Source organism: Streptomyces seoulensis (assembly GCF_022846655.1).
Lineage (GTDB): Bacteria > Actinomycetota > Actinomycetes > Streptomycetales > Streptomycetaceae > Streptomyces.
In genome coordinates this window covers 3,203,740-3,222,185 of record NZ_AP025667.1, presented here as the reverse complement: position 1 = coordinate 3,222,185, position 18,446 = coordinate 3,203,740, and the positions used below count along the sequence as shown (strand labels likewise).

The 18,446-nt window shown below is 72.6% G+C and carries 14 protein-coding genes and 1 pseudogene; all 15 read right to left on the bottom strand.

Annotated features, from left to right (window positions below):
• Positions 1-87 precede the first annotated feature (87 nt).
• Positions 88-1,128, bottom strand: a complete 1,041-nt coding sequence (locus tag HEK131_RS14860) for a sugar phosphate isomerase/epimerase family protein (protein ID WP_244335625.1) — start codon at positions 1,126-1,128, stop codon at positions 88-90.
• Between the two features lie 88 nt (positions 1,129-1,216).
• Entirely contained in the window at positions 1,217-2,632 is a 1,416-nt protein-coding gene (locus tag HEK131_RS14855; protein ID WP_244335623.1) for a nucleotide pyrophosphatase/phosphodiesterase family protein, read from the bottom strand.
• On the bottom strand, positions 2,629-3,798 hold the full coding sequence (eboE, locus tag HEK131_RS14850; protein WP_244335621.1) for a metabolite traffic protein EboE: 1,170 nt from the start codon (positions 3,796-3,798) through the stop codon (positions 2,629-2,631). The genes HEK131_RS14855 and eboE overlap by 4 nt, the downstream gene beginning before the upstream one ends.
• 3 nt (positions 3,799-3,801) lie before the next feature.
• Positions 3,802-4,689, bottom strand: coding sequence for a TatD family hydrolase (locus HEK131_RS14845; protein WP_244335618.1), 888 nt, complete (start codon positions 4,687-4,689; stop codon positions 3,802-3,804).
• The gene (locus HEK131_RS14840; RefSeq protein ID WP_244335616.1) at positions 4,689-5,378 is read right to left on the bottom strand and encodes an EboA domain-containing protein; all 690 of its coding nucleotides are present in this window, start codon (positions 5,376-5,378) and stop codon (positions 4,689-4,691) included. Before HEK131_RS14840 ends, HEK131_RS14845 begins: the two co-directional genes overlap by 1 nt.
• Positions 5,375-6,295 (bottom strand): sugar phosphate isomerase/epimerase family protein, encoded by a 921-nt coding sequence (locus HEK131_RS14835; protein WP_244335614.1) that lies wholly within the window; start codon positions 6,293-6,295, stop codon positions 5,375-5,377. The genes HEK131_RS14840 and HEK131_RS14835 overlap by 4 nt, the downstream gene beginning before the upstream one ends.
• Complete coding sequence (locus HEK131_RS14830) at positions 6,292-7,305, bottom strand: SCO3242 family prenyltransferase (RefSeq protein WP_244452022.1); 1,014 nt, start codon at positions 7,303-7,305, stop codon at positions 6,292-6,294. The genes HEK131_RS14835 and HEK131_RS14830 overlap by 4 nt, the downstream gene beginning before the upstream one ends.
• A pseudogene (locus HEK131_RS14825) lies at positions 7,285-8,445 on the bottom strand (inositol-3-phosphate synthase); the annotation flags it as partial. The gene HEK131_RS14830 and the pseudogene HEK131_RS14825, both read right to left, overlap by 21 nt.
• A 162-nt stretch (positions 8,446-8,607) precedes the next feature.
• Positions 8,608-9,942, bottom strand: a complete 1,335-nt coding sequence (locus HEK131_RS14820) for a ThuA domain-containing protein (RefSeq protein ID WP_244335612.1) — start codon at positions 9,940-9,942, stop codon at positions 8,608-8,610.
• Positions 9,943-9,956: 14 nt separating this feature from the next.
• Positions 9,957-12,440 carry a PQQ-dependent sugar dehydrogenase gene (locus HEK131_RS14815; protein ID WP_244335610.1) on the bottom strand — a complete coding sequence of 828 codons (2,484 nt, stop codon included), beginning with the start codon at positions 12,438-12,440 and terminating at the stop codon, positions 9,957-9,959.
• 75 nt (positions 12,441-12,515) lie between these two features.
• Positions 12,516-13,514, bottom strand: coding sequence for a sugar phosphate isomerase/epimerase family protein (locus tag HEK131_RS14810; protein WP_244335606.1), 999 nt, complete (start codon positions 13,512-13,514; stop codon positions 12,516-12,518).
• A 13-nt stretch (positions 13,515-13,527) separates the two neighbouring features.
• Positions 13,528-14,733, bottom strand: a complete 1,206-nt coding sequence (locus HEK131_RS14805; protein ID WP_244335604.1) for a Gfo/Idh/MocA family protein — start codon at positions 14,731-14,733, stop codon at positions 13,528-13,530.
• 50 nt (positions 14,734-14,783) lie between these two features.
• Positions 14,784-15,836 (bottom strand): substrate-binding domain-containing protein, encoded by a 1,053-nt coding sequence (locus tag HEK131_RS14800; RefSeq protein WP_244335601.1) that lies wholly within the window; start codon positions 15,834-15,836, stop codon positions 14,784-14,786.
• A 17-nt stretch (positions 15,837-15,853) separates the two neighbouring features.
• On the bottom strand, positions 15,854-16,873 hold the full coding sequence (locus HEK131_RS14795) for an ABC transporter permease (protein WP_244335599.1): 1,020 nt from the start codon (positions 16,871-16,873) through the stop codon (positions 15,854-15,856).
• Positions 16,870-18,387 (bottom strand): sugar ABC transporter ATP-binding protein, encoded by a 1,518-nt coding sequence (locus HEK131_RS14790; protein WP_244335597.1) that lies wholly within the window; start codon positions 18,385-18,387, stop codon positions 16,870-16,872. Before HEK131_RS14790 ends, HEK131_RS14795 begins: the two co-directional genes overlap by 4 nt.
• Between the last annotated feature and the right edge of the window lie 59 nt (positions 18,388-18,446).

Genomic DNA, 18,446 nt, shown 5'->3' with positions numbered 1-18,446 from the left:
GCGGGCCCGCAGGCCGGGCGCCGGTCGGCCGGACCCGGTGGACACCGGGTCCGGCCTGCCTGTCGAGCGGGGGTTCGCCGTGACCGGTCAGCACTTCTCGCGCAGGGAGTGCAGGTACGCGCTGGAGCGCCGGGCGAACGAGAAGGAGTCCGTGGGGTTGTCGTGCTCGGTCTGCCAGTGGTGCGCCTGGCGTTGGCCGCGCAGGTGGGTCACGGTGGAGATGAAGCGCTGGTAGTCGATGTCGCCGTCGCCGACGTCCGTCATGCGGTAGCCGAACTCGTTCGTGGGGTCGCTCACGCCGTCCTTGACGTGGAAGAGGGGGTAGCGGTGAGGCTGGGCGAGGACGTAGTCCAGCGGGTCGAAGGGGGCCGGGGTGCCGTCGGGACGCTTGGAGAAGCGGAACTGGCCGGCGTAGGCCCAGTAGATGTCCATCTCCAGGTGGACGAGGTCGGGGTCGGTTTCCGCCAGCAGGACGTCGTAGAGGCGGACCTTGGGATTGTCGGCGGCGAAGGCGAACTCGTCGGAGTGGTTGTGCTGGTAGAACTTCATGCCCCGCGCCCTGGCCGCGGCGCCGTAGGCGTTGAACTCGTCCGCGGCGCGTTTCCAGGCGTCGACGGTCGAGCCGTAGCGGAACGGTCCTGAGGCCGTGCCGATGTGCTTGAGTCCGAGGGCCTGGGCGTCGTCCAGGACCCGGTCGAGGTTCTGGGCGAAGGTGTAAGCGCCGGGGTCGTCGGAGTAGTAGCCGACGTGGCTGCCGATCGGCGTCAGGCCGTGGTCCCGGGCCAGGCGCTTGAGGGCGGCCAGAGTGATGGGGCCGGCCGAGCCCTGGGTGTAGCCGGCGAACTCGATCTCGTCGTAGCCGTACTTCTCCAGTTCGGCGAAGACGGGGGCGAAGCCGAGCGTGCCGACCTTGTCGCGCAGGCTGTAGAGCTGGATGCCCAGGCGGCCGGGGGGCAGGACGGGGCGGCCCCGGCCGGTGGTGGCGGCCACCGGAGAGGTCGTCGCGGCCGAGGCGGGGCCGGAGGCGCCCAGCAGCGCGGCGGCCGTGGCGCCCGCGGCGACGCCCAGCATGCCCCTCCTGGTCAGGCGGTGGACCAGTTCGGGGTCATTGTGCGAGATGCGGCTCATGGGGGAACTCCAGGATGTGGGAGGGCGTTGTCAGTGGTGAGTGCTTCACTGGGAACCAGCCGCACAGGACAGGTGTGGTGAGGATTCGTCAGGTGAGGCCGGCCAGTCGGAGCAGGAGTGCTTTCACATCGGTGGCCGCGACACGGTCACCGATCGCACGGGGGGTGGAGCAGATGAGGAGCGGACCGTCGTCGTCGCTCGCGGGAAGGCGGCCGTGGCTGCCCCGAATAGGTGACGGGTCCAGCGGCACGACCGCCATCCGGTAGCGCAGGCCGAGCTTCTTGCGGGCCAGTGCCGTCGCCGCCCTGACCTTGACGTAGGGGTCGAGGGGGTCCATGAACAGTTCGACCGGGTCGTAGCCGGGTTTGCGGTGGATCTCCACGAGCTGTGCGAAGTCGGGCGCTCGGGCGTCGTCCAGCCAGTAGTAGTACGTGAACCAGGAGTCCGGCTCCGCCAGGGCGACGAGTTCACCCGAGCGCGGGTGGTCGAGGTGGTGGGCCTTCTTGCCCTCGTCGTCCAGGAGTTGGGCGAGGCCGGGCAGGCCGGCGAGGGCGGTCCGGGTGGCTTCGAGGTCTTCGGGGCGCCGCACGTAGACATGGGCGATCTGGTGGTCGGCGACCGCGAAGGCCCGCGATGCCATCGGGTCCAGGTACTCCATGCCGTCCTGCTCGTGCACTTCGAGCAGCCCGGCGCGGCGCAGGACCCGGTTGATGTCGACGGGACGGTCGACCCGCGTGATGCCGTACTCGGAGAGCACGACGACGGTACGGCCCTCGGCGCGGGCATCGTCGAGGAGCGGGGCGACGGCTGCGTCCAGGTCGGCGGCCGCGGTCAGGGAGCGCGGGTCGTCGGGTCCGTAGCGCTGCAGGTCGTAGTCGAGGTGAGGGAGGTAGCAGAGGGTCAGGTCGGGTCGGCGGGTGCGCTGGATGTGGCGGGTCGCCTCGATGATCCAGCGGCTGGAGGCGAGGCCCGCGCCCGGGCCCCAGAACTGGAAGAGGGGGAAGGTGCCGAACTTCGCGGTAAGTTCGTCGTGCAGCTCGGGTGGGCGGGTGTAGCAGTCGGGTTCCTTGCGGCCGTCGGCGTAGTAGACGGGGCGGGGGGTGACGGTGAAGTCGGTGTCGGCGCCCATGGCGTACCACCAGCAGATGTTGGCCACGGTGTAGCCGGGGTAGGCGCGGCGTGCGGCGTCCCAGAGTCTGTCCCCGGACACGAGGCCGTTGTGCTGGCGCCAGAGCAGGACGTCGCCCAGTTCGCGGAAGTACCAGCCGTTGCCGACGATGCCGTGCTCGGAAGGCATCGTGCCGGTGAGGAACGTGGACTGGGCCGCGCACGTCACGGCAGGCAGGACGGTGCCGAGGTGGGCGCTCGATCCCTGGCCCGCCAGGGATCGCAGACGGGGCATGTGCTCCAGGATGCGCGGGGTGAGACCGACGACATCCATGACGAGCAACGGCACGGGGCGGCCCGGTGCTGACTCGGGCGGCTCCGCCGGTCGGCCGGTCATGGCAGCTCCTTCAGGCCGAGGTCGGTGAGCAGGTCGCGGGCCAGGGCGAGTTCGGCGGCGATGCCGTCGGTGAGCTGGGCGCGGGTGCGTGGCCTCAGCTCGGCGGGGAGGGCGTGCCAGGTGTAGGTCTCGACCTCCAGGTGGCGGGTGAGCGGGTGCGGGCCACCGACGAGCCGGGTCAGTGCGGTGGCGAGGACGGGAAGGGTGGAGGTGAGGGGCGCGGCCGGGGCCGCGTGCAGGGGGACGTGGACGTGCGTGCGCCAGGGTGCGGTGTCGGGCAGGGTGCCGTCCTGGAGGGCGTCGCCGAGGTCGTCGGTGCCGTGGCGGCCGGTGGCGGTCAGGGTGCGGGTCTGGTGCAGGAACCGGGGCTCGGCGAACGCGGTGAGGGCCTCGCGGACGTCCGGGCGGTGGGGGTGCTCGGCGTGCAGGGCGGCGGAGAGCTGGGACTTGACGACGGGGACACCGGCGTCGGCGAGGGCGTCCAGGGCGGTGTGCGGATCTTCGAAGGAGGTGGCGAGGTGGCAGGTGTCGACGCAGATGCCGATGCGGGGGTGGGCGATGTCGGTGAGGGGGGTGAGGGCGTCCGCGGTGGTCTCGATGACGCAGCCGGGTTCGGGTTCGAGGCCGATGCGCAGGGAGCGGCCGGTCAGGTCCGCGAGGGCGTCGAGGCGCTCGCCGAGGGTGCGCAGCGCGGTGCGGGCCGTCTCCATGCGATCGGGCGAGGCGGTGGTGCGCCAGGCGAGCGGCAGGGTGGAGATGCTGCCCTCATGGATGTCGTCGGGCAGGAGGCCGGCGAGGATGCGGGCGAGGGCGGTGGTGTGGCGCAGCCGTTCCGGGTCGGCCCAGTCGGGTGTGTAGACGCGGTACTTGACCTGCTGGGAGCCGAAGCCCTCGTAGGGGAAGCCGTTGAGGGTGACGACCTCCAGGCCGCGCCGGTCGAGCTCGGTGCGCAGGGCGGTGAGGGCGCAGGGGTCGTTCTCCAGGGCGAGGGCGGCGTCCTTGGCGAGCCAGAGTCCGATGCCGAGGCGGTCACGGCCCAGGCGGCGGCGGACGGGTTCGCAGTGGTCGCGCAGTTGGGCGACGACGGCGTCGAGGGTCTCGGCGGGGTGGACGTTGGTGCAGTAGGCGAGGTGGACGAGGGAGCCGTCGGGGTGGCGGAAGCGCACGGGTCACTCCTGTCCGGCCGGCACGGCGTCGGGGGCGGTGTCCTTGGGGGCGCCACGGAGGATGGAGTTGCCCTCGTGGGTGGCGTCGGTCGCGGCGACGTCCAGCTCCAGCCGTCCGCTGAGGCCGTAGAAGGCGACGGGGTTGCGCCACAGGACGCGGTCGACGTCGTCCTCGGTGAAGCCCTCGGCCAGCATCAGGTCGGCCACCTTGCGGGTCTTGAGCGGGTCGCTTCTGCCCCAGTCGGCGGCGGAGTTGACCAGGACCTGTTCGGGGCCGTAGGCGCGCAGGACGGCGACCATGCGTTCCTCGTCCATCTTGGTGTCGGGGTAGACGGAGAAGCCGAGCCAGCAGCCGCTGTCCTTGGCCTCCTTGACGGTGGTCTCGTTGAGGTGGTCGAGCAGGACGCGTTCCGGGGAGAGGGCGGACTCCCGCACTGCGTCGAGGGTGCGGCGCAGGCCGGCGGCCTTGTCCCGGTGGGGGGTGTGGACGAGGGCGGGCAGGCCGTGGTCGGCGGCGAGCTGGAGCTGCGCGGCGAGCGCGGTGTCCTCGGCCGGGGTCATCGAGTCGTAGCCGATCTCACCTACGGCCACGACGCCGTCCTTGACGAGATAGCGGGGCAGTTCGTCCAGGACGGGGGTGCAGCGGGGGTCGTTGGCCTCCTTGGGGTTGAGGGCGATCGTGCAGTGGTGGGCGATGCCGTACTGGGCGGCGCGGAAGGGCTCCCAGCCCAGGAGGGAGTCGAAGTAGTCGAGGAAGGAGGCGGTGGAGGTGCGGGGCTGGCCGAGCCAGAAGGCGGGTTCGACCACGGCGCGGACACCTGCGTCGCGCATGGCCTCGTAGTCGTCGGTGGTGCGCGAGGTCATGTGGATGTGGGGGTCGAACAGGCGCATCAGGACTCCTTGCCGTGGGGGACGCCCTCAGGGGTGGTGTGCTGCGGGGCGGCGGGGTCGGTCAGGGCCAGGACGTGGTGCAGGTCCTCGGGGACGGGACGGCCCGCGGCGGTGCGTTCGGCGGCGAAGTCGGCCAGCATGCGGGCGAGTTCGGCGTCGCCGTGGGCGCGGTCGGCGAGCTGGGCGACCCGGGCGACGGGCACACCGGTGAACAGGCACTTCAGGATCGCGTGCCGCCACAGGTGCGGTTCCAGGTGGCGGGCGGTGTAGGGGCCGACGGCTGCTGCGAGGAGCCGGGTGTCGTTGGCGCGCAGGGCGTCCTCGACGAGGGGGAGGGCATCGGGGCCTGGGACGAGGCCGGGCAGGGCGTGCAGGACGGCGCGGCGTTCGTCGGCGGTGCCCCGGTGGTAGAGGCGAGCGAGGTCGGCCGGTGTGGGGCGGGCCGCGTGGAGGATGAGGACGCGGGCGGTGTCGGCGTGGGTGGAGCCGCAGCGGCGTCCCGCCTCGGCCAGGCGTAACTCCCATGCGGAGGCGGTGCCGTGGGGGCCGGTACGGACGGCTTCGGTCAGGGCGCGGTCCAGCCAGTCCCGGGCGGGGGGTGTGAGGAGGGACCGCAGGTCGTCCGGTGCCGGCGGACGCTCGTCGTGGGAAGCGCTGTCGGGTGCCGGACAGGGGTGGGGGTGGGTCATGCGGTGCTCCCTTCCATGGGTGCGAAGGGGGCCGCCGCCTTGAGGAAGGGCAGGGAGGTTTCGGCGAAGTGGGGGCCGGCGTGGGAGTGGCGGGGCAGTTCGACCACGGTGAGGCCCTGGTAGCCGGTGGAGGCCAGGGCCGCCAGGACGGCCGGGAAGTCGATGTCGCCGTCTCCGAGGGGCAGGTGTTCGTGCCGCCCGCGGCGCATGTCCTCGATCTGGACGTGACGCAGCCAGGGTGCGGCGGCGCGGACGCAGTCGGCGGGCGGAAGGGGTTCGAGGCACTGGCAGTGCCCGATGTCGAGGGTGAGACCGAGGTGGGTGGGGTCACCGAGGGCGCGGCGGAGGCGGTGGAAGTCGGCGAGGGTGGCGAGGAGATGGCCTGGTTCGGGTTCGACGGCGAGGGGGATGCCGGCGGCGGTGGCGGCATCCAGGACCGGGGTGAGCGTCTCGGTCAGCCGGGCCCAGGCCGTCTCCGTGTCCGCGCCGGGCGGGAGGGTGCCGCTGAAGCAGTGGACGGCGTGGGCACCGAGTTCGGAGGCGACCCGCACGGCCCGGATCAGCAGATCGGCGCGGCGGGCCCGGTCGGCGGGATCGGGGTCCAGGAGGGAGGGGCCGTGTTTGCGGCGCGGGTCGAGGACGTAGCGGGCTCCCGTCTCCACGGTGACCTCGAGACCGAGTGCGGCCAGTCGGCGGGCCACCTGCCGGGTGCGGGCGGTGAGGTCCGGGGCCAGCGGGTCGAGGTGCATGTGGTCGAGCGTCAGTCCCACGCCGTCGTAGCCGAGGTCGGCGAGCAGGGCGAGGGCGTCGTCCAGGCGGAGGTCGGCCAGGCCGTTGGTGCCGTAGCCGAAGCGGAGGGTGCCGGGGGCGGTCGGCACCTCGGGCCCGGTGGTGAGGGGGGCCGTGCTGGGCGTCATGTCACGCTCACCTTCTTCGCGAACCGTGCGGCCAGAGGGGACAGTGCCGCGGTGATCAGCGCGCTGACCGGGGCGCCGGAGCGGGCGCAGAGCGCGGCCTGGAGCGGGATGGTGGCGCGGATGCCGCCGCCGACGGCTTTCTGGGTGAGCGGGGGTGAGGGGTTGAGGGCCGCGTGGAAGTAGGGGCGGGCGGCGGTGGCGGCGTAGGCGAGCGCCCCGGCCACGCGCAGGGCATGGCCGGCGGTCAGGGTGGGAACGGTGGCGTCCGGCCCGGTCGGACTCTTGGTCCGGGTCAGGAGGTGGGTCAGGGCGCCGGTGGTGAGGAGCGCGGTCAGGGGGGTGAGAGGGGAGCCGCCCTGCGTCTCGTGGCGGGAGACCGTGGTGAGGGCGAGGGTGTGGGTGCCGAGGAGGGCGGCGGAGGAGAGCGCGGGCCGGACGCGGCCCGAGCCGGCGGCGGCGCCGAGCAGGAGGTCGAGCGAGCGGGCAGCCGCCATCGCGACGGGCCCCGCCGGGGTGCGTTTGAGGCCGAGGTCATACGCCCACACGGTCGCGGCCAGGGGTGCTGCGACGGCGAGCGCGGGGCGGCCGGCCCGTGCGGCGAGCGCCAGGCCGGTGGCGGTCAGGGCGCAGGCGGCGGTGAACGCGGCGGCCGGGCGGACACGGCCCGAGGGCAGAGGGCGGTGGGGGCGTTCGGCGGCGTCCTCGGCGCGGTCGGCCCAGTCGTTGAGGGCCATACCGGCCTCGTACAGGCAGAGGGAGGAGCCGATGGCGCACAGCGTGCGGGCGCCGGGGCGGCCGGGGACCGTGGCGGCGCCGGCCAGGACGTCCCCCGGGACGGTGAACAGGGCCGGCAGGCGCAGGAGTTCGGCCCAGGCGAAGGCCCGGCTTCCCTTGCTCCGGCTGGGGAGGCGGCCCGGGTGCGGGGGTTCGGATACAGCCGGGCGCTCTCCGCCGGTACCCCCTGCGGTCGGATCGGTCGCCGTGGCTCCCCCGGCACCGGACCCCGTCACCGCGCCTCCCCCCGCGTGGGCGTCGGTCGCGCGAAGGCGGGTGGCCAGGTCGGTGAGGGCCGTGTACTGCTCGCTCAGGGACGACGGTCCGTCGCCCAGCGGGTCCTTGAAGTAGAAGCCCAGCTCGCCCAGCGGGCCGGACAGGCCCGCCTCGCGGGCGCGGAGCGTCAGCCGGGCCAGGTCGAGCACCAGCGGGGCGGCCAGGGCCGAGTCGCAGCCCTGCCAGATGGTCTGCAGGATCATGCGGGTGCCGAGGAAGCCGTCGAAGGCGATGTGGTCCCAGGCGGTCTTCCAGTCACCGAGGGCGGGCACGTCGTCGATGTGCACCTGCCCCTCGACCGGCGTGCCGAGGGTGTCGGCCAGGACCCGTTCCTTGCCCGCGTTCTTGGCGGCGGCCGCGGCCGGGTCGGCCAGTGCGGCGCCGTCTCCGCCGCCGAGCAGGTTGGTGCCCGACCAGGCCCGTACCGCGAGGGCGCGCTGCGCGAACATCGGGCCGAGCACGGAACGCAGCAGGGTCTGGCCCGTCTTGCCGTCCCGGCCCGCGTACGGCAGTCCGCTCCGCGCCGCGGCGGCGGCCAGGGACGGGTGGTGGAGTCCGGTGGACGGGGTGAAGTTGACGTAGGGGCAGCCGGCGCGCAGGGCGGCCGCCGCGTAGAGGGAGCTGGGCGGGAGGGTGCCGCCGTCGGCGGCGGGCTCGGTGGAGGCCACGTTGACGACCACCGTCCCGGCCGGGGCGCGGCGGGCGGTGAAGTCGCGGATGTCGGCCGCGAACGCCTCGATCAGTTCCCGCTCGTCACGCTCGTCGTGCCGGAGCGGGCCGCCGGGAACGATCTCGCTGTCGGCGGCGGTGAGTTCGGCCGCGACGGCCGCGGGAAGGCCCGGTGGCAGGACACCGCCGGCCGCGAGTTCCTCGGCCCGTTTCGGCAGGGGGCAGTCGAGCGTGTCGTGGCCCCCGAAGACCAGCGACGACAGGCTTGGCAGGCCGCAGCCCGTGAAGAGGGCGGTCTCCGTGAGCATGCCGGTGGGCGGATGCAGGCCGGCGGACATCGCGGCGCAGCCCGCGACGACGGTGGTCGCCACCGAGCCTCGGGCGCCGATGAGCCACACCCCGGCGGGGCCTGAGGAAGGGGACGTAGACATGATCGGCCTCCTTGTGGGCGTACGGGACGGGCACCGGACGGCGGGCGGACCGGCCGTTTCCGGGCTGCGGTCGGGCGCGGCGGGCACCTGCGGCGCCGGTGGACCGCACGACACCCCGGAAGACGGCGGGCGGGAGTACGGCGTCTCCCGCCCGCCGCCGGTTCAGCGCCCGCTCACCGGCAGTTCCTTGATCCGGATGTCGCGGAAGGACACACGGTCGTCGGCACCGTGGTTCTGGATGCCGATGTGGCCGTCGCGCAGGCTGCGGGCCGGGTCGGTGTTCGTGAAGTCGTTGACCGGGACGCCGTTGAGCCAGATGCGCAGGCGTTCGCCCTCGACGCGGATCTCGTAGGTGTTCCACTCCCCCGGCGGGTTCAGCGCGCGGTCCCGTGCGGCCAGGTCGGCGGACTGGAAGCCGTACACGGAGCCGGTGGTCTTCTCCGGGACGTCGGTGGCGTCGATCTGGACCTCGTAGCCGTTGTCCACGGCCGACCAGGGGTCGTCCGAGGGCGGGAAGCCCACGAACACGCCCGAGTTGCCGTCCCCGGTGATCTTCCAGTCGAGCTTCAGGGAGTACGAGGAGAGGCCGGAGGCGGTGTTCCAGAGCAGGCCCATGCCGCCCGACGAGGTCAGTGTGCCGTCGTCGGCCAGGGTGAAGGAGCCCGGCCCCGCCTGCCGCCAGCCCTCCAGGGAGGCGGCGCTGCCGTCGAAGAGGGGCCGGTAGCCGCTCTCCGGGCGGCAGTCGGCCTGGACGGCGCCGGTCGCCCAGCGGAGGCCGCCCAGCAGGTGGGCGCGGAAGGCGGGGTCGGCGAAGGACTCCCTGGTGTGACCACCGCCGGTGTAGAAGGCGCGGCCGCCCTGGTACTCCTGGCACCAGGCGATCGGGTGGTCGCCGTTCATCGTGCCGCCGGAGTACGTGGACTCGTCCAGCGACGCCAGCACGTGGGCGCGTTCGCGGGGGTCGGAGCGGTAGTTGTACCACTCGTCGGTGCGCTCCCACCGGCCCGGCAGGCCGGCGGTGGCCGGGTGGGCGTGGTCCTCGACCACGACCGTGGCGGGCTGGATCGCCGGGTGCGAGGCGAAGTAGGCCCCGGCGAGACCGCCGTAGAACGGCCAGTCGTACTCGGTGTCGGCGGCCGCGTGGACGCCGACGTAGCCGCCGCCCTGGCGGATGTAGCCCTCGAAGGCGCGCTGCTGGGCGGGGTTCAGGACGTCGCCGGTGGTGGAGAGGAAGACGACGGCGTCGTAGCGGCGCAGGTTGCGGGTGGTGAAGGCGCCCGCGTCCTCGGTGGCGTCGACCGTGAGGCCGTCGGTGCCGCCGAGCTGTCGGACGGCCGCTACGCCGTCCGGGATGGAGTCGTGGCGGAAGCCGGCGGTCTTGGAGAAGACCAGGACCCGGCCGCTCTGCGCGGGGCGGGCGGCGGCGGGGCCGGTGACGCAGCCGAGCAGGAGCGCGGCTCCGACGGCGACGGTGGTGAGCAGGTGCGTGGTGCGCATGGGGTGCCCTCCGCTCAGCCGGTGGTGAAGGTGAAGTCGTCCACGTCGTAGAGGGCGCGGGTGCCGCCGCCCCTGAAGACCAGGTAGAGCGTGGTCGTGGCCTTGGGTGCGCCGGACAGGTTCGCGCTCACGTCCTGGAAGGTCTCCCAGCCGCCGGTCACCGGCACGGTGGCCTTGCCGAGGAGGGTGCCCGTGGCCGATCCGGCGCGGATCTCCAGGGTTCCGCCGAGGCCGCCGGAGGAGACGCGCGCGGTGATCTTCTTGGCGTTGCCCAGCGCGTAGGGGCTGAACGAGATCCAGTCGCCGGTGTGGATGTCGCCGACGGTCTTGCCGCCGTGGGCGGTGTCCTTGGACTGGAGGGTGACGCCCGCGGAGGCGGTGAAGTGCTCGGCCTGGCGGTGCCGGGGCTGGGTGACGTTCTGGTCGTGGGAGGTGAGCGGGGCCTGCCCGCCGCCTCCGGTGTCGGTGTACTCGGCGTCGAACACGCCGAAGATGTCCTCGTTCTCGTCGTGTCCGCCGTCCGCGCTGGTCTGGATGGTGCCCGAGCAGCCCTTGGCGGAGGTCAGCGGGTGGCCGTGGGTGTCGTGGCCGAGGATGAAGTGGACGGTGACCTTGGAGCAGTCGATGTTCTGGCCGTCCTCGGGGTCGGTGACCTTCACCGTGAACGGGACGGCGTCACCGAAGCTGAACAACTGTCCGTCCTGTGGCAGTTGGAGCGTCACCGTGGGGGCGGTGTTGCCGACGACGATGCGCACGGCGGCGCTGCCGGTGCGGCCGGAGGGGTCCTTGGCGGTCAGGGTCGCGGTGTAGGTGCCGTTCTGGCGGTAGGTGTGGGAGGGGTTGGCGGCGGTGGAGCTGGTGCCGTCGCCGAAGTCCCAGCGGTGGGTGAGGGTGTCGCCGTCCTGGTCGGTGGTGCCGGCCGAGGAGAAGCGGACCTTCAGCGCGGCCTGCCCGGACGTCTTGTCGGCGGCGGCCATGGCGACCGGCGAGTGGCCGTCGGTGGCGTTCTCGATCCGGTACAGGGCGGAGTTCTCGTCGCCGCCGAACCAGGCGGTGCCGTAGTCCAGGACGTACAGCGCGCCGTCGGGGCCGAAGGCCATGTCCATCACCTGGGTGCCGGTCCAGGGGAAGGCGTTGATCGACCGCACCGCGCCGTCGGCACCGGTGTCGATGCGCTTGATCCAGCGGCGGCCGAACTCACCGGCGAAGAAGTTGCCGTCGTACGCCTCGGGGAACTTCACCGGGGAGTCCAGCGCGGGGTCGTAGTGGTAGACGGGACCGCCCATCGGGGACTCGGAGCCGTCGCCGAACTCCGGTACGGACGCGCCGTCGTAGGGCAGCCAGGCCGACTGCGCCGGGGGGAGTTCGGTCAGGCCCGTGTTGTGGGGCGAGTCGTTCTTCGGGGCGGCGCAGTCGAAGGCGGCGCCGGAGGTCTTGGTGGCGAAGTCGTAGTCGACGTAGGCGTCGTTCTTGCCGGTGCAGTAGGGCCAGCCGAAGTTGCCTGGGCCGGTCACCCGGGCGAACTCCACCTGGCCGCCGGGGCCGCGGGCCGGGTCGGCGGTGCCGGCGTCGGGGCCGTAGTCGCCGACGTAGAGGACGCCCGTCTCGCGGTCGACGCTGAAGCGGAACGGGTTGCGGAAGCCCATCGCGTAGATCTCGGGGCGGGTCCTGGCGGTGCCGGGCGCGAAGAGGTTGCCGTCGGGGACGGCGTAGGAGCCGTCGGCGTTCACCTTGATCCGCAGGATCTTGCCGCGCAGGTCGTTGGTGTTGCCGGCGGTGCGCTGGGCGTCGAAGGCCGGGTTGCGGTCGGCCCGTTCGTCGATGGGGGTGAAGCCGTCGGACTGGAAGGGGTTGGAGTCGTCGCCGGTCGACAGGTAGAGGTTGCCGTCCTTGTCGAAGTCGATGTCCCCGCCGACGTGGCAGCAGATGCCGCGCGAGGTCGGCACCTCCAGGATCTTCTTCTCGCTGGCGGTGTCCAGGGTGCCGTCGGTCTTCAGGACGAAGCGGGAGAGCCGGTTCACGCCGTCGAACGGGGCGAAGTCGGCGGCGGTGCCGGTCTCGGGGGCGTCACCGGGCGGGGTGTCCATCGGTGGCGCGTAGTAGAGGTAGACGAACCGGTTGTCGGTGAAGTGCGGGTCCACCCCGACGCCTTGGAGGCCCTCCTCGTCGTGGGAGTACACGGCGAGTCTGCCCGCACTCCGGGTGGTGCCGGTGGCGTCGGTGAGGCGGAGTTCGCCGTCGCGTGCGGTGTGCAGGACCGAGCGGTCGGGCAGGACGGCGAGGCTCATGGGCTCACCGACCTCCGCCTCGCCTCGGGCGAGGGTGACCTGCTGGAAGTCCTCGGCGGCCGCCGTGTCTCCGCGGCCCGCGGCGGCCGCGTCGGGGGCGGTGAGGGCGGGAGTGGCGCCGATGAGCAGCGCTCCGCAGAACAGGGCCAGGGCCGTGCGCAGCCGTGGCGGCCGGGTGGGGGTACCGGTGGGGCGGTCGTTCCCGTGCACGAATGCCTCCAGAAGAAGCCAGTTGTACGGGGCGGGTGGGGGTGCGCCGGGGTGCGCCGTCACCCCGGCGAGGGGTCAGTGGCCGAACGCCGCGTCGAACGAGGCCGACGGCGGGTCGAAGTCGTACGCCTTCAGGCGGGTCAGTGCCTCGGGGGCGCCCTGGAGCCGGTCCATGCCGGCGTCCTCCCACTCGACGGAGACGGGGCCCTGGTAGCCGATCGAGGCCAGCATCCGGAACACGTCCTCCCAGGGGACGTCACCGTGCCCGGCCGAGACGAAGTCCCAGCCACGGCGCGGGTCGCCCCAGGGCAGGTGGGAGCCGAGCCGGCCGTTGCGGCCGTCCAGGCGTTTGCGGGCCTCCTTGCAGTCCACGTGGTAGATCCGGTCCCGGAAGTCCCACAGGAAGCCGACCGGGTCCAGGTCCTGCCACACGAAGTGGGAGGGGTCGAAGTTCAGGCCGAACGCGGGCCGGTGCCCGACGGCTTCGAGGGCGCGCCGTGTCGTCCAGTAGTCGTAGGCGATCTCGCTGGGGTGGACCTCGTGCGCGAACCGCACGCCCTCGGCGTCGAAGACGTCCAGGATCGGGTTCCAGCGCTCGGCGAAGTCCTCGTAGCCCCGCTCGATCATCGCTTCCGGAGCGGGCGGGAACATGGCGACGAGGTGCCAGATGGCGGAGCCGGTGAAGCCGACGACCGTGTCCACGCCGAAGGCGGCGGCCGCCCGGGCGGTGTCCGCGATCTCGGCGGCGGCCCGCTGCCGTACGCCCTCGGCGTCGCCGTCGCCCCAGATCCGGGCGGGCAGGATCGCCTGGTGGCGTTCGTCGATGATGGCGTCGCACACCGCCTGGCCGACCAGGTGGTTGGAGATCGCCCAGCACTTCAGGCCGTACTTGTCGAGCAGGGCGTGCCGGGATGCCACGTAGCCGGGATCGGCGAGCGCCTTGTCGACCTCGAAGTGATCCCCCCAGCAGGCGAGTTCGAGTCCGTCGTAACCGAAGTCACGTGCCAGGCGGCAGACTTCCTCCAGCGGGAGGTCGGCCCACTGGCCGGTGAACAGGGTGAAGGTACGCGGCATCGCTCGGGCCTCCTCAGAACGCGATCGGGGTGTAGACGGAGTTCTTCGCCGCGCTCTCCTCGACCGCGGCCAGCACGCGCTGCACCTCGAGCCCGTCGGCGAACGAGGGGACCGGCCTGCGGCCCTCGGCGATGGCGTGCACGAGGTCGCGGGCCTGGTGGACGAAGGTGTGCTCGTAGCCGAGGCCGTGACCCGGCGGCCACCAGGCGTCCAGGTAGGGGTGATCGGGCTCGGTCACCAGGATGCGGCGGAACCCGGCGTGCGCACCGGGTTCGGTGCCGTCGTGGAAGGAGAGCTCGTTGAGCCGCTCCAGGTCGAAGGTGAGGGAGCCCCGTTCCCCGTTCAGCTCGATGCGCAGGGCGTTCTTGCGCCCGGTGGCGTACCGCGTCGCCTCGAAGGAGGCCAGCGCCCCGGAGGTGAACCGGCCCGTGAACACGGCCGCGTCGTCCACGGTGACCTGCCCGGGACCGCCCGCGGGCAGGGGCCGCTCGCGTACGAAGGTCTCGGTGAGCGCGGACACCCCGGCGAGCCTCTCCCCCGCCAGGTACTGGGCCACGTCGATGACATGCGCCCCCAGGTCCCCGAGCGCGCCGGAGCCGGCCGCCTCCTTGCGCAGCCGCCAGGTCAGCGGGAACTCCGGGTCCACCAGCCAGTCCTGGAGATAGCTCACCCGCACGTGCCGCAGGGTCCCGAGCCGCCCCTCGGTGATCATGCGCCGGGCGAGCGCGATGGCGGGCACACGGCGGTAGTTGAAGCCGACCATGGCCAACTGGCCGTGTCGGTAGGCCTCTTCCGCCGCAGCCGTCATCGCCTCCGCCTCCTCGACGGTGTTGGCCAGCGGCTTCTCGCACAGCACGTGCTTGCCGGCCGCGAGAGCGGCGAGCGCGATCTCGGCATGGCTGTCACCGGGCGTGCAGATGTCGACGAGGTCGACGTCGTCGCGGGCGATCAGCGCACGCCAGTCGGTCTCGGTGCCGGCCCAGCCGTGGCGCTCGGCGGCGGCGCGCACGGCCGCGCCGTCCCGGCCGCACAGCACGGACAGGACCGGTTCGCGGGGCAGGTCGAAGACGCGGCCCGCCGTGCGCCAGCCCTGGGAGTGGGCGGCACCCATGAAGGCGTACCCGACCATCCCGATGCGCAACGGCGGCTTGCCCTCCAGGCCCGGACGGGTGCCGTCCGCGCCGGTCCCCTCCCCTGCGGAACTCTGCGGCTGTGCCATGCGGTGGGTCCTCTCCTCGTCCTCGTACGGGTGGTGGGGCAGAGGGCCCGTCACCGGAAGCCGGTGGGCATGTACCGGTCGACGTTGTCCTTGTCGACGACGGCGGAGTAGAGCGTGACGGAGGCCGGGATCTCGTACTCGGCCATGCCGCCGACCCCCTTGCCCTGGCCGAGGGCGCGGGCGAGGTCGATGGCGGAGGCGGACATGGTGGGCGGGTAGAGGACGGTCGCCTTCAGCACGCCGTCGTCCCGCTTGATGGCCTGGAACGCGGAGAGCGCCCCGGCGCCGCCGACCATGAGGAAACCGTCCCGGCCCGCCTGCTCCACGGCACGCAGCGCGCCCACGCCCTGGTCGTCGTCGTGGTTCCACAGCGCGTCGAACTTCCGCTGCGCCTGCAGGAGTTGCGCCATCTTGGCCTGGCCCGACTCGACGGTGAAGTCGGCTGCCTGGCGGGCCACCTTGCGGATGTTGGGGTAGTTCTTCAGGGCGTCGTCGAAGCCCTTGGTGCGCTGCTTGGTCAGCTCCAGGTTGTCCAGGCCGGCCAGTTCCACGACCCGGGCGTCCGGGGTGTCCTTGAGCTTCTCGCCGATGTAGTGGCCGGCGTTGAGGCCCATGCCGTAGTTGTCGCCGCCGATCCAGCAGCGGTACGCCTGCGGGGTGTTGAAGACCCGGTCGAGGTTGACGACCGGGATGCCGGCGCGCATCGCCTTCAGGCCGACCTGGGTGAGGGCCTTGCCGTCGGCGGGCAGGACCACCAGGACGTCGACCTTCTTGTTGATGAGGGTCTCGATCTGCCCGATCTGCGCGGCGGTGTCGTTGGAGCCCTCGGTGATCTCCAGGGTGACGTCCGAGTAGGTGCCGGCGCGGCGCTTGGCGTTCTCGTTGATGGCGTTGAGCCAGCCGTGGTCGGCCTGCGGACCGGCGAAGCCGATGGTGACGTGCTTGCCGGGCCTGTCGTCGGCGGGCTTGTCCCCGGCGGCGGTCTTCTCGTCCTTCGGCTCGTTGCTCGTGCAGCCGGCGAGGAAGGCCCCGGCGCCGACGGCGGCGGTCCCGAAGAGCAGTCCTCTGCGGCTGGTGCGGGGTGTCGGTGCGGTCGGTCGCATGGCGGTGAACCCTTTCCTCAGGTCGTGCTCGCGGAACGGCGCTGGACCAGCACGGCGGCGACGATGATCGCTCCCTTGGCGATCTGCTGGACGTCGCTCTGCAGGTTGTTCAGGGCGAAGATGTCGGTGATCGTGGTGAAGATCAGCACGCCCAGCACCGAGCCGGTGATCGTGCCCCGGCCGCCGCTGAGCAGGGTGCCGCCGATGATCGCGGCGGCGATGGCGTCGAGTTCGTAGAGGTTGCCGTTGGTGTTCTGGCCCGATCCGGCCAGGACGATGAGCAGGAACGCCGCGATGCCGCAGCACAGACCGGACAGCAGGTACAGGTAGAGGCGCTGGCGGCGTACGTCGATGCCGGCGAGCCGGGCCGCTTCCGCGTTCCCGCCGACCGCGACCGTGCGGCGGCCGAAGGTGGTGCGGTTCAGCACGAGCCAGCCGATGACGGTGACGACGGCGAAGACCAGGACCAGCGGCGGGATGCCGAGGACGTAGGCGTCGCGTTCGCCGAGACCGAGGACCGGATCGACGGTGACGATCTGTGTGCTGCCGTCGGTGATCTGCAGGGCGAGTCCGCGCGCCGAGGCGAGCATGGCCAGTGTGGCGATGAACGGGACCACCCGGCCGTAGGCGACGAGCAGGCCGTTGACCAGGCCGCAGCCCACGCCGACGGCGACCGCGGCGAAGAGGATGCCCGCGAACCCGTACTCCTGGGTGGCCACCGTGGTCGCCCACACCGAGGCGAGGGCGACGATCGCGCCGACGGAGAGGTCGATGCCGCCCGAGGTGATGACGAAGGTCATGCCGACGGTGACGACGCCGATCACGGACGCCTGGGTGAGGACGAGTTGGAGGTTGCGGGTGTCCAGGAACTCGTCCGGCTTGGTGATCCCGCCGATCACGACGAGGACGGCGAGGACCCCGAGCAGGGAGAGGGTGCGGACGTCGGCCCGGCCCGCCAGCCTGCGCCAGGCGGGGTTCGGGGCGGTCGCGGTCGCCTTGCCGCTGTCGTACCGGGGCGGGGAGACGGGTTGCGTCATGACGCCGGGCTTCCTTCCATGACGAGGTCGAGTACGCGGTGCTCGTCGAGTTCGCGGGCGGGCGCCTCGTGCACGACGTGGCCCTCCCGGAGCACCAGGACACGGTCGGCGAGGCCGAGCACCTCGGGCACCTCGCTGGAGACGAGCAGCACGGCGAGGCCCTCGTCGGCGAGGCGGCGCACCACGGCGTACAGCTCGGCGCGGGCGCCGACGTCGACGCCTCGGGTCGGTTCGTCGAGCAGCAGCACCCGGCAGCCGCGCAGCAGCCAGCGGGCCAGGACGGCCTTCTGCTGGTTGCCGCCGGAGAGGGTGCGCACGGGTACGGACGGGTTGTCCGGGCGCAGCGACAGTTCACGGGTCGCGGCTCGCGCCGCGCCCAGCTCGGCGCCCCGGTCGATCCAGCCCGCGCGTGCGAAGCGGGACAGGGAGGACACCGAGACGTTGCGGGTGACGGACTCCAGCATGAGCAGCGCCTGCGCCTTGCGTTCCTCGGGGGCCAGGCCGATCCCGGCGCGCACGGCGGCCCGTACGCTGCCGGGGCGGACCGGGCGGCCGACGACGAGGACGTGGCCTGCGTCGGGCTTGCGGGCGCCGTAGATCGTCTCCAGGATCTCGGAGCGGCCGGAGCCGACGAGTCCGGCGATCCCGACGATCTCGCCGGGCCGCACCACGAGGTCGAACGGGTCGAACTCGCCGCTGCGGGCGAGTCCCCGGACTTCCAGCACCGGTTCGCCTGCCGGGGGCAGGGCGGGGCGTCCGGGAAAGACGTACTCGACGTCGCGGCCCGTCATCAGGGTGACGACCTCGCGGGTCGGGGTGGTCTTCGCGGGCAGGCCGCGTGCCACCGCGCGGCCGTCCTTCAGGACGGTCACACGGTCGCCGATGCGGCGGATCTCCTCCAGCCGGTGGGAGATGTAGACGACGGCGACGCCCTCGGCGGTGAGTCCGGCGACCACCCGGAAGAGGTTGTCGACCTCGTCGGGGTCGAGCGCGGCGGACGGCTCGTCCATCACGATGAGCCGTACGTCATGGGACAGCGCCCGTGCCATGGAGACGATCTGCTGCTGGGCGGCGGACAACTCCCCCACCAGGCGGTTCGGTTGGATCTCAGGATGCCCGAGCCGTCGGAGCAGCGCGGCCGCGGCCGTACGGGCGGTGCGGCCCCGGACGACGAATCCCGCCACCGTGGGCTCGTGGCCCAGGTGGATGTTCTCGGCGACCGACAGGTGCTCCACCAGGTCGAGTTCCTGGTAGATGGTGGCGATGCCGAGCCGCATCGCGGCCATGGGCGAGCGGAGGGTGACCGGTTCGCCGCGCCAGTGGACGGACCCGGTGTCGGGCTGGTGGACGCCGGCCAGGACCTTGATGAGGGTGGACTTGCCCGCGCCGTTCTGGCCGAGCAGACAGTGGACCTCGCCCTCCTGCACGTCGAGGTCGACACCGTCGAGTGCCCGGACGCCGGGGAACGCCTTGGTGATGCCGGTCATGCTGAGCAGTGGTGGTTCCGGTGCCATGTGAGTTCCCCTCGGCGGGCGTGCGGGCCTGTTTCAGGGCGGTACGCCGACGGGTCGGG

Bases quoted from the DNA above. Each gene is read 5' to 3' on its own strand.
- HEK131_RS14860 (WP_244335625.1), bottom strand. From the start codon at position 1,128: ATGAGCCGCATCTCGCACAATGACCCCGAACTGGTCCACCGCCTGACC.
- HEK131_RS14855 (WP_244335623.1), bottom strand. From the start codon at position 2,632: ATGACCGGCCGACCGGCGGAGCCGCCCGAGTCAGCACCGGGCCGCCCC.
- HEK131_RS14845 (WP_244335618.1), bottom strand. From the start codon at position 4,689: ATGCGCCTGTTCGACCCCCACATCCACATGACCTCGCGCACCACCGAC.
- HEK131_RS14840 (WP_244335616.1), bottom strand. From the start codon at position 5,378: ATGACCCACCCCCACCCCTGTCCGGCACCCGACAGCGCTTCCCACGAC.
- HEK131_RS14835 (WP_244335614.1), bottom strand. From the start codon at position 6,295: ATGACGCCCAGCACGGCCCCCCTCACCACCGGGCCCGAGGTGCCGACC.
- HEK131_RS14820 (WP_244335612.1), bottom strand. From the start codon at position 9,942: ATGCGCACCACGCACCTGCTCACCACCGTCGCCGTCGGAGCCGCGCTC.
- HEK131_RS14810 (WP_244335606.1), bottom strand. From the start codon at position 13,514: ATGCCGCGTACCTTCACCCTGTTCACCGGCCAGTGGGCCGACCTCCCG.
- HEK131_RS14805 (WP_244335604.1), bottom strand. From the start codon at position 14,733: ATGGCACAGCCGCAGAGTTCCGCAGGGGAGGGGACCGGCGCGGACGGC.
- HEK131_RS14800 (WP_244335601.1), bottom strand. From the start codon at position 15,836: ATGCGACCGACCGCACCGACACCCCGCACCAGCCGCAGAGGACTGCTC.
- HEK131_RS14795 (WP_244335599.1), bottom strand. From the start codon at position 16,873: ATGACGCAACCCGTCTCCCCGCCCCGGTACGACAGCGGCAAGGCGACC.
- HEK131_RS14790 (WP_244335597.1), bottom strand. From the start codon at position 18,387: ATGGCACCGGAACCACCACTGCTCAGCATGACCGGCATCACCAAGGCG.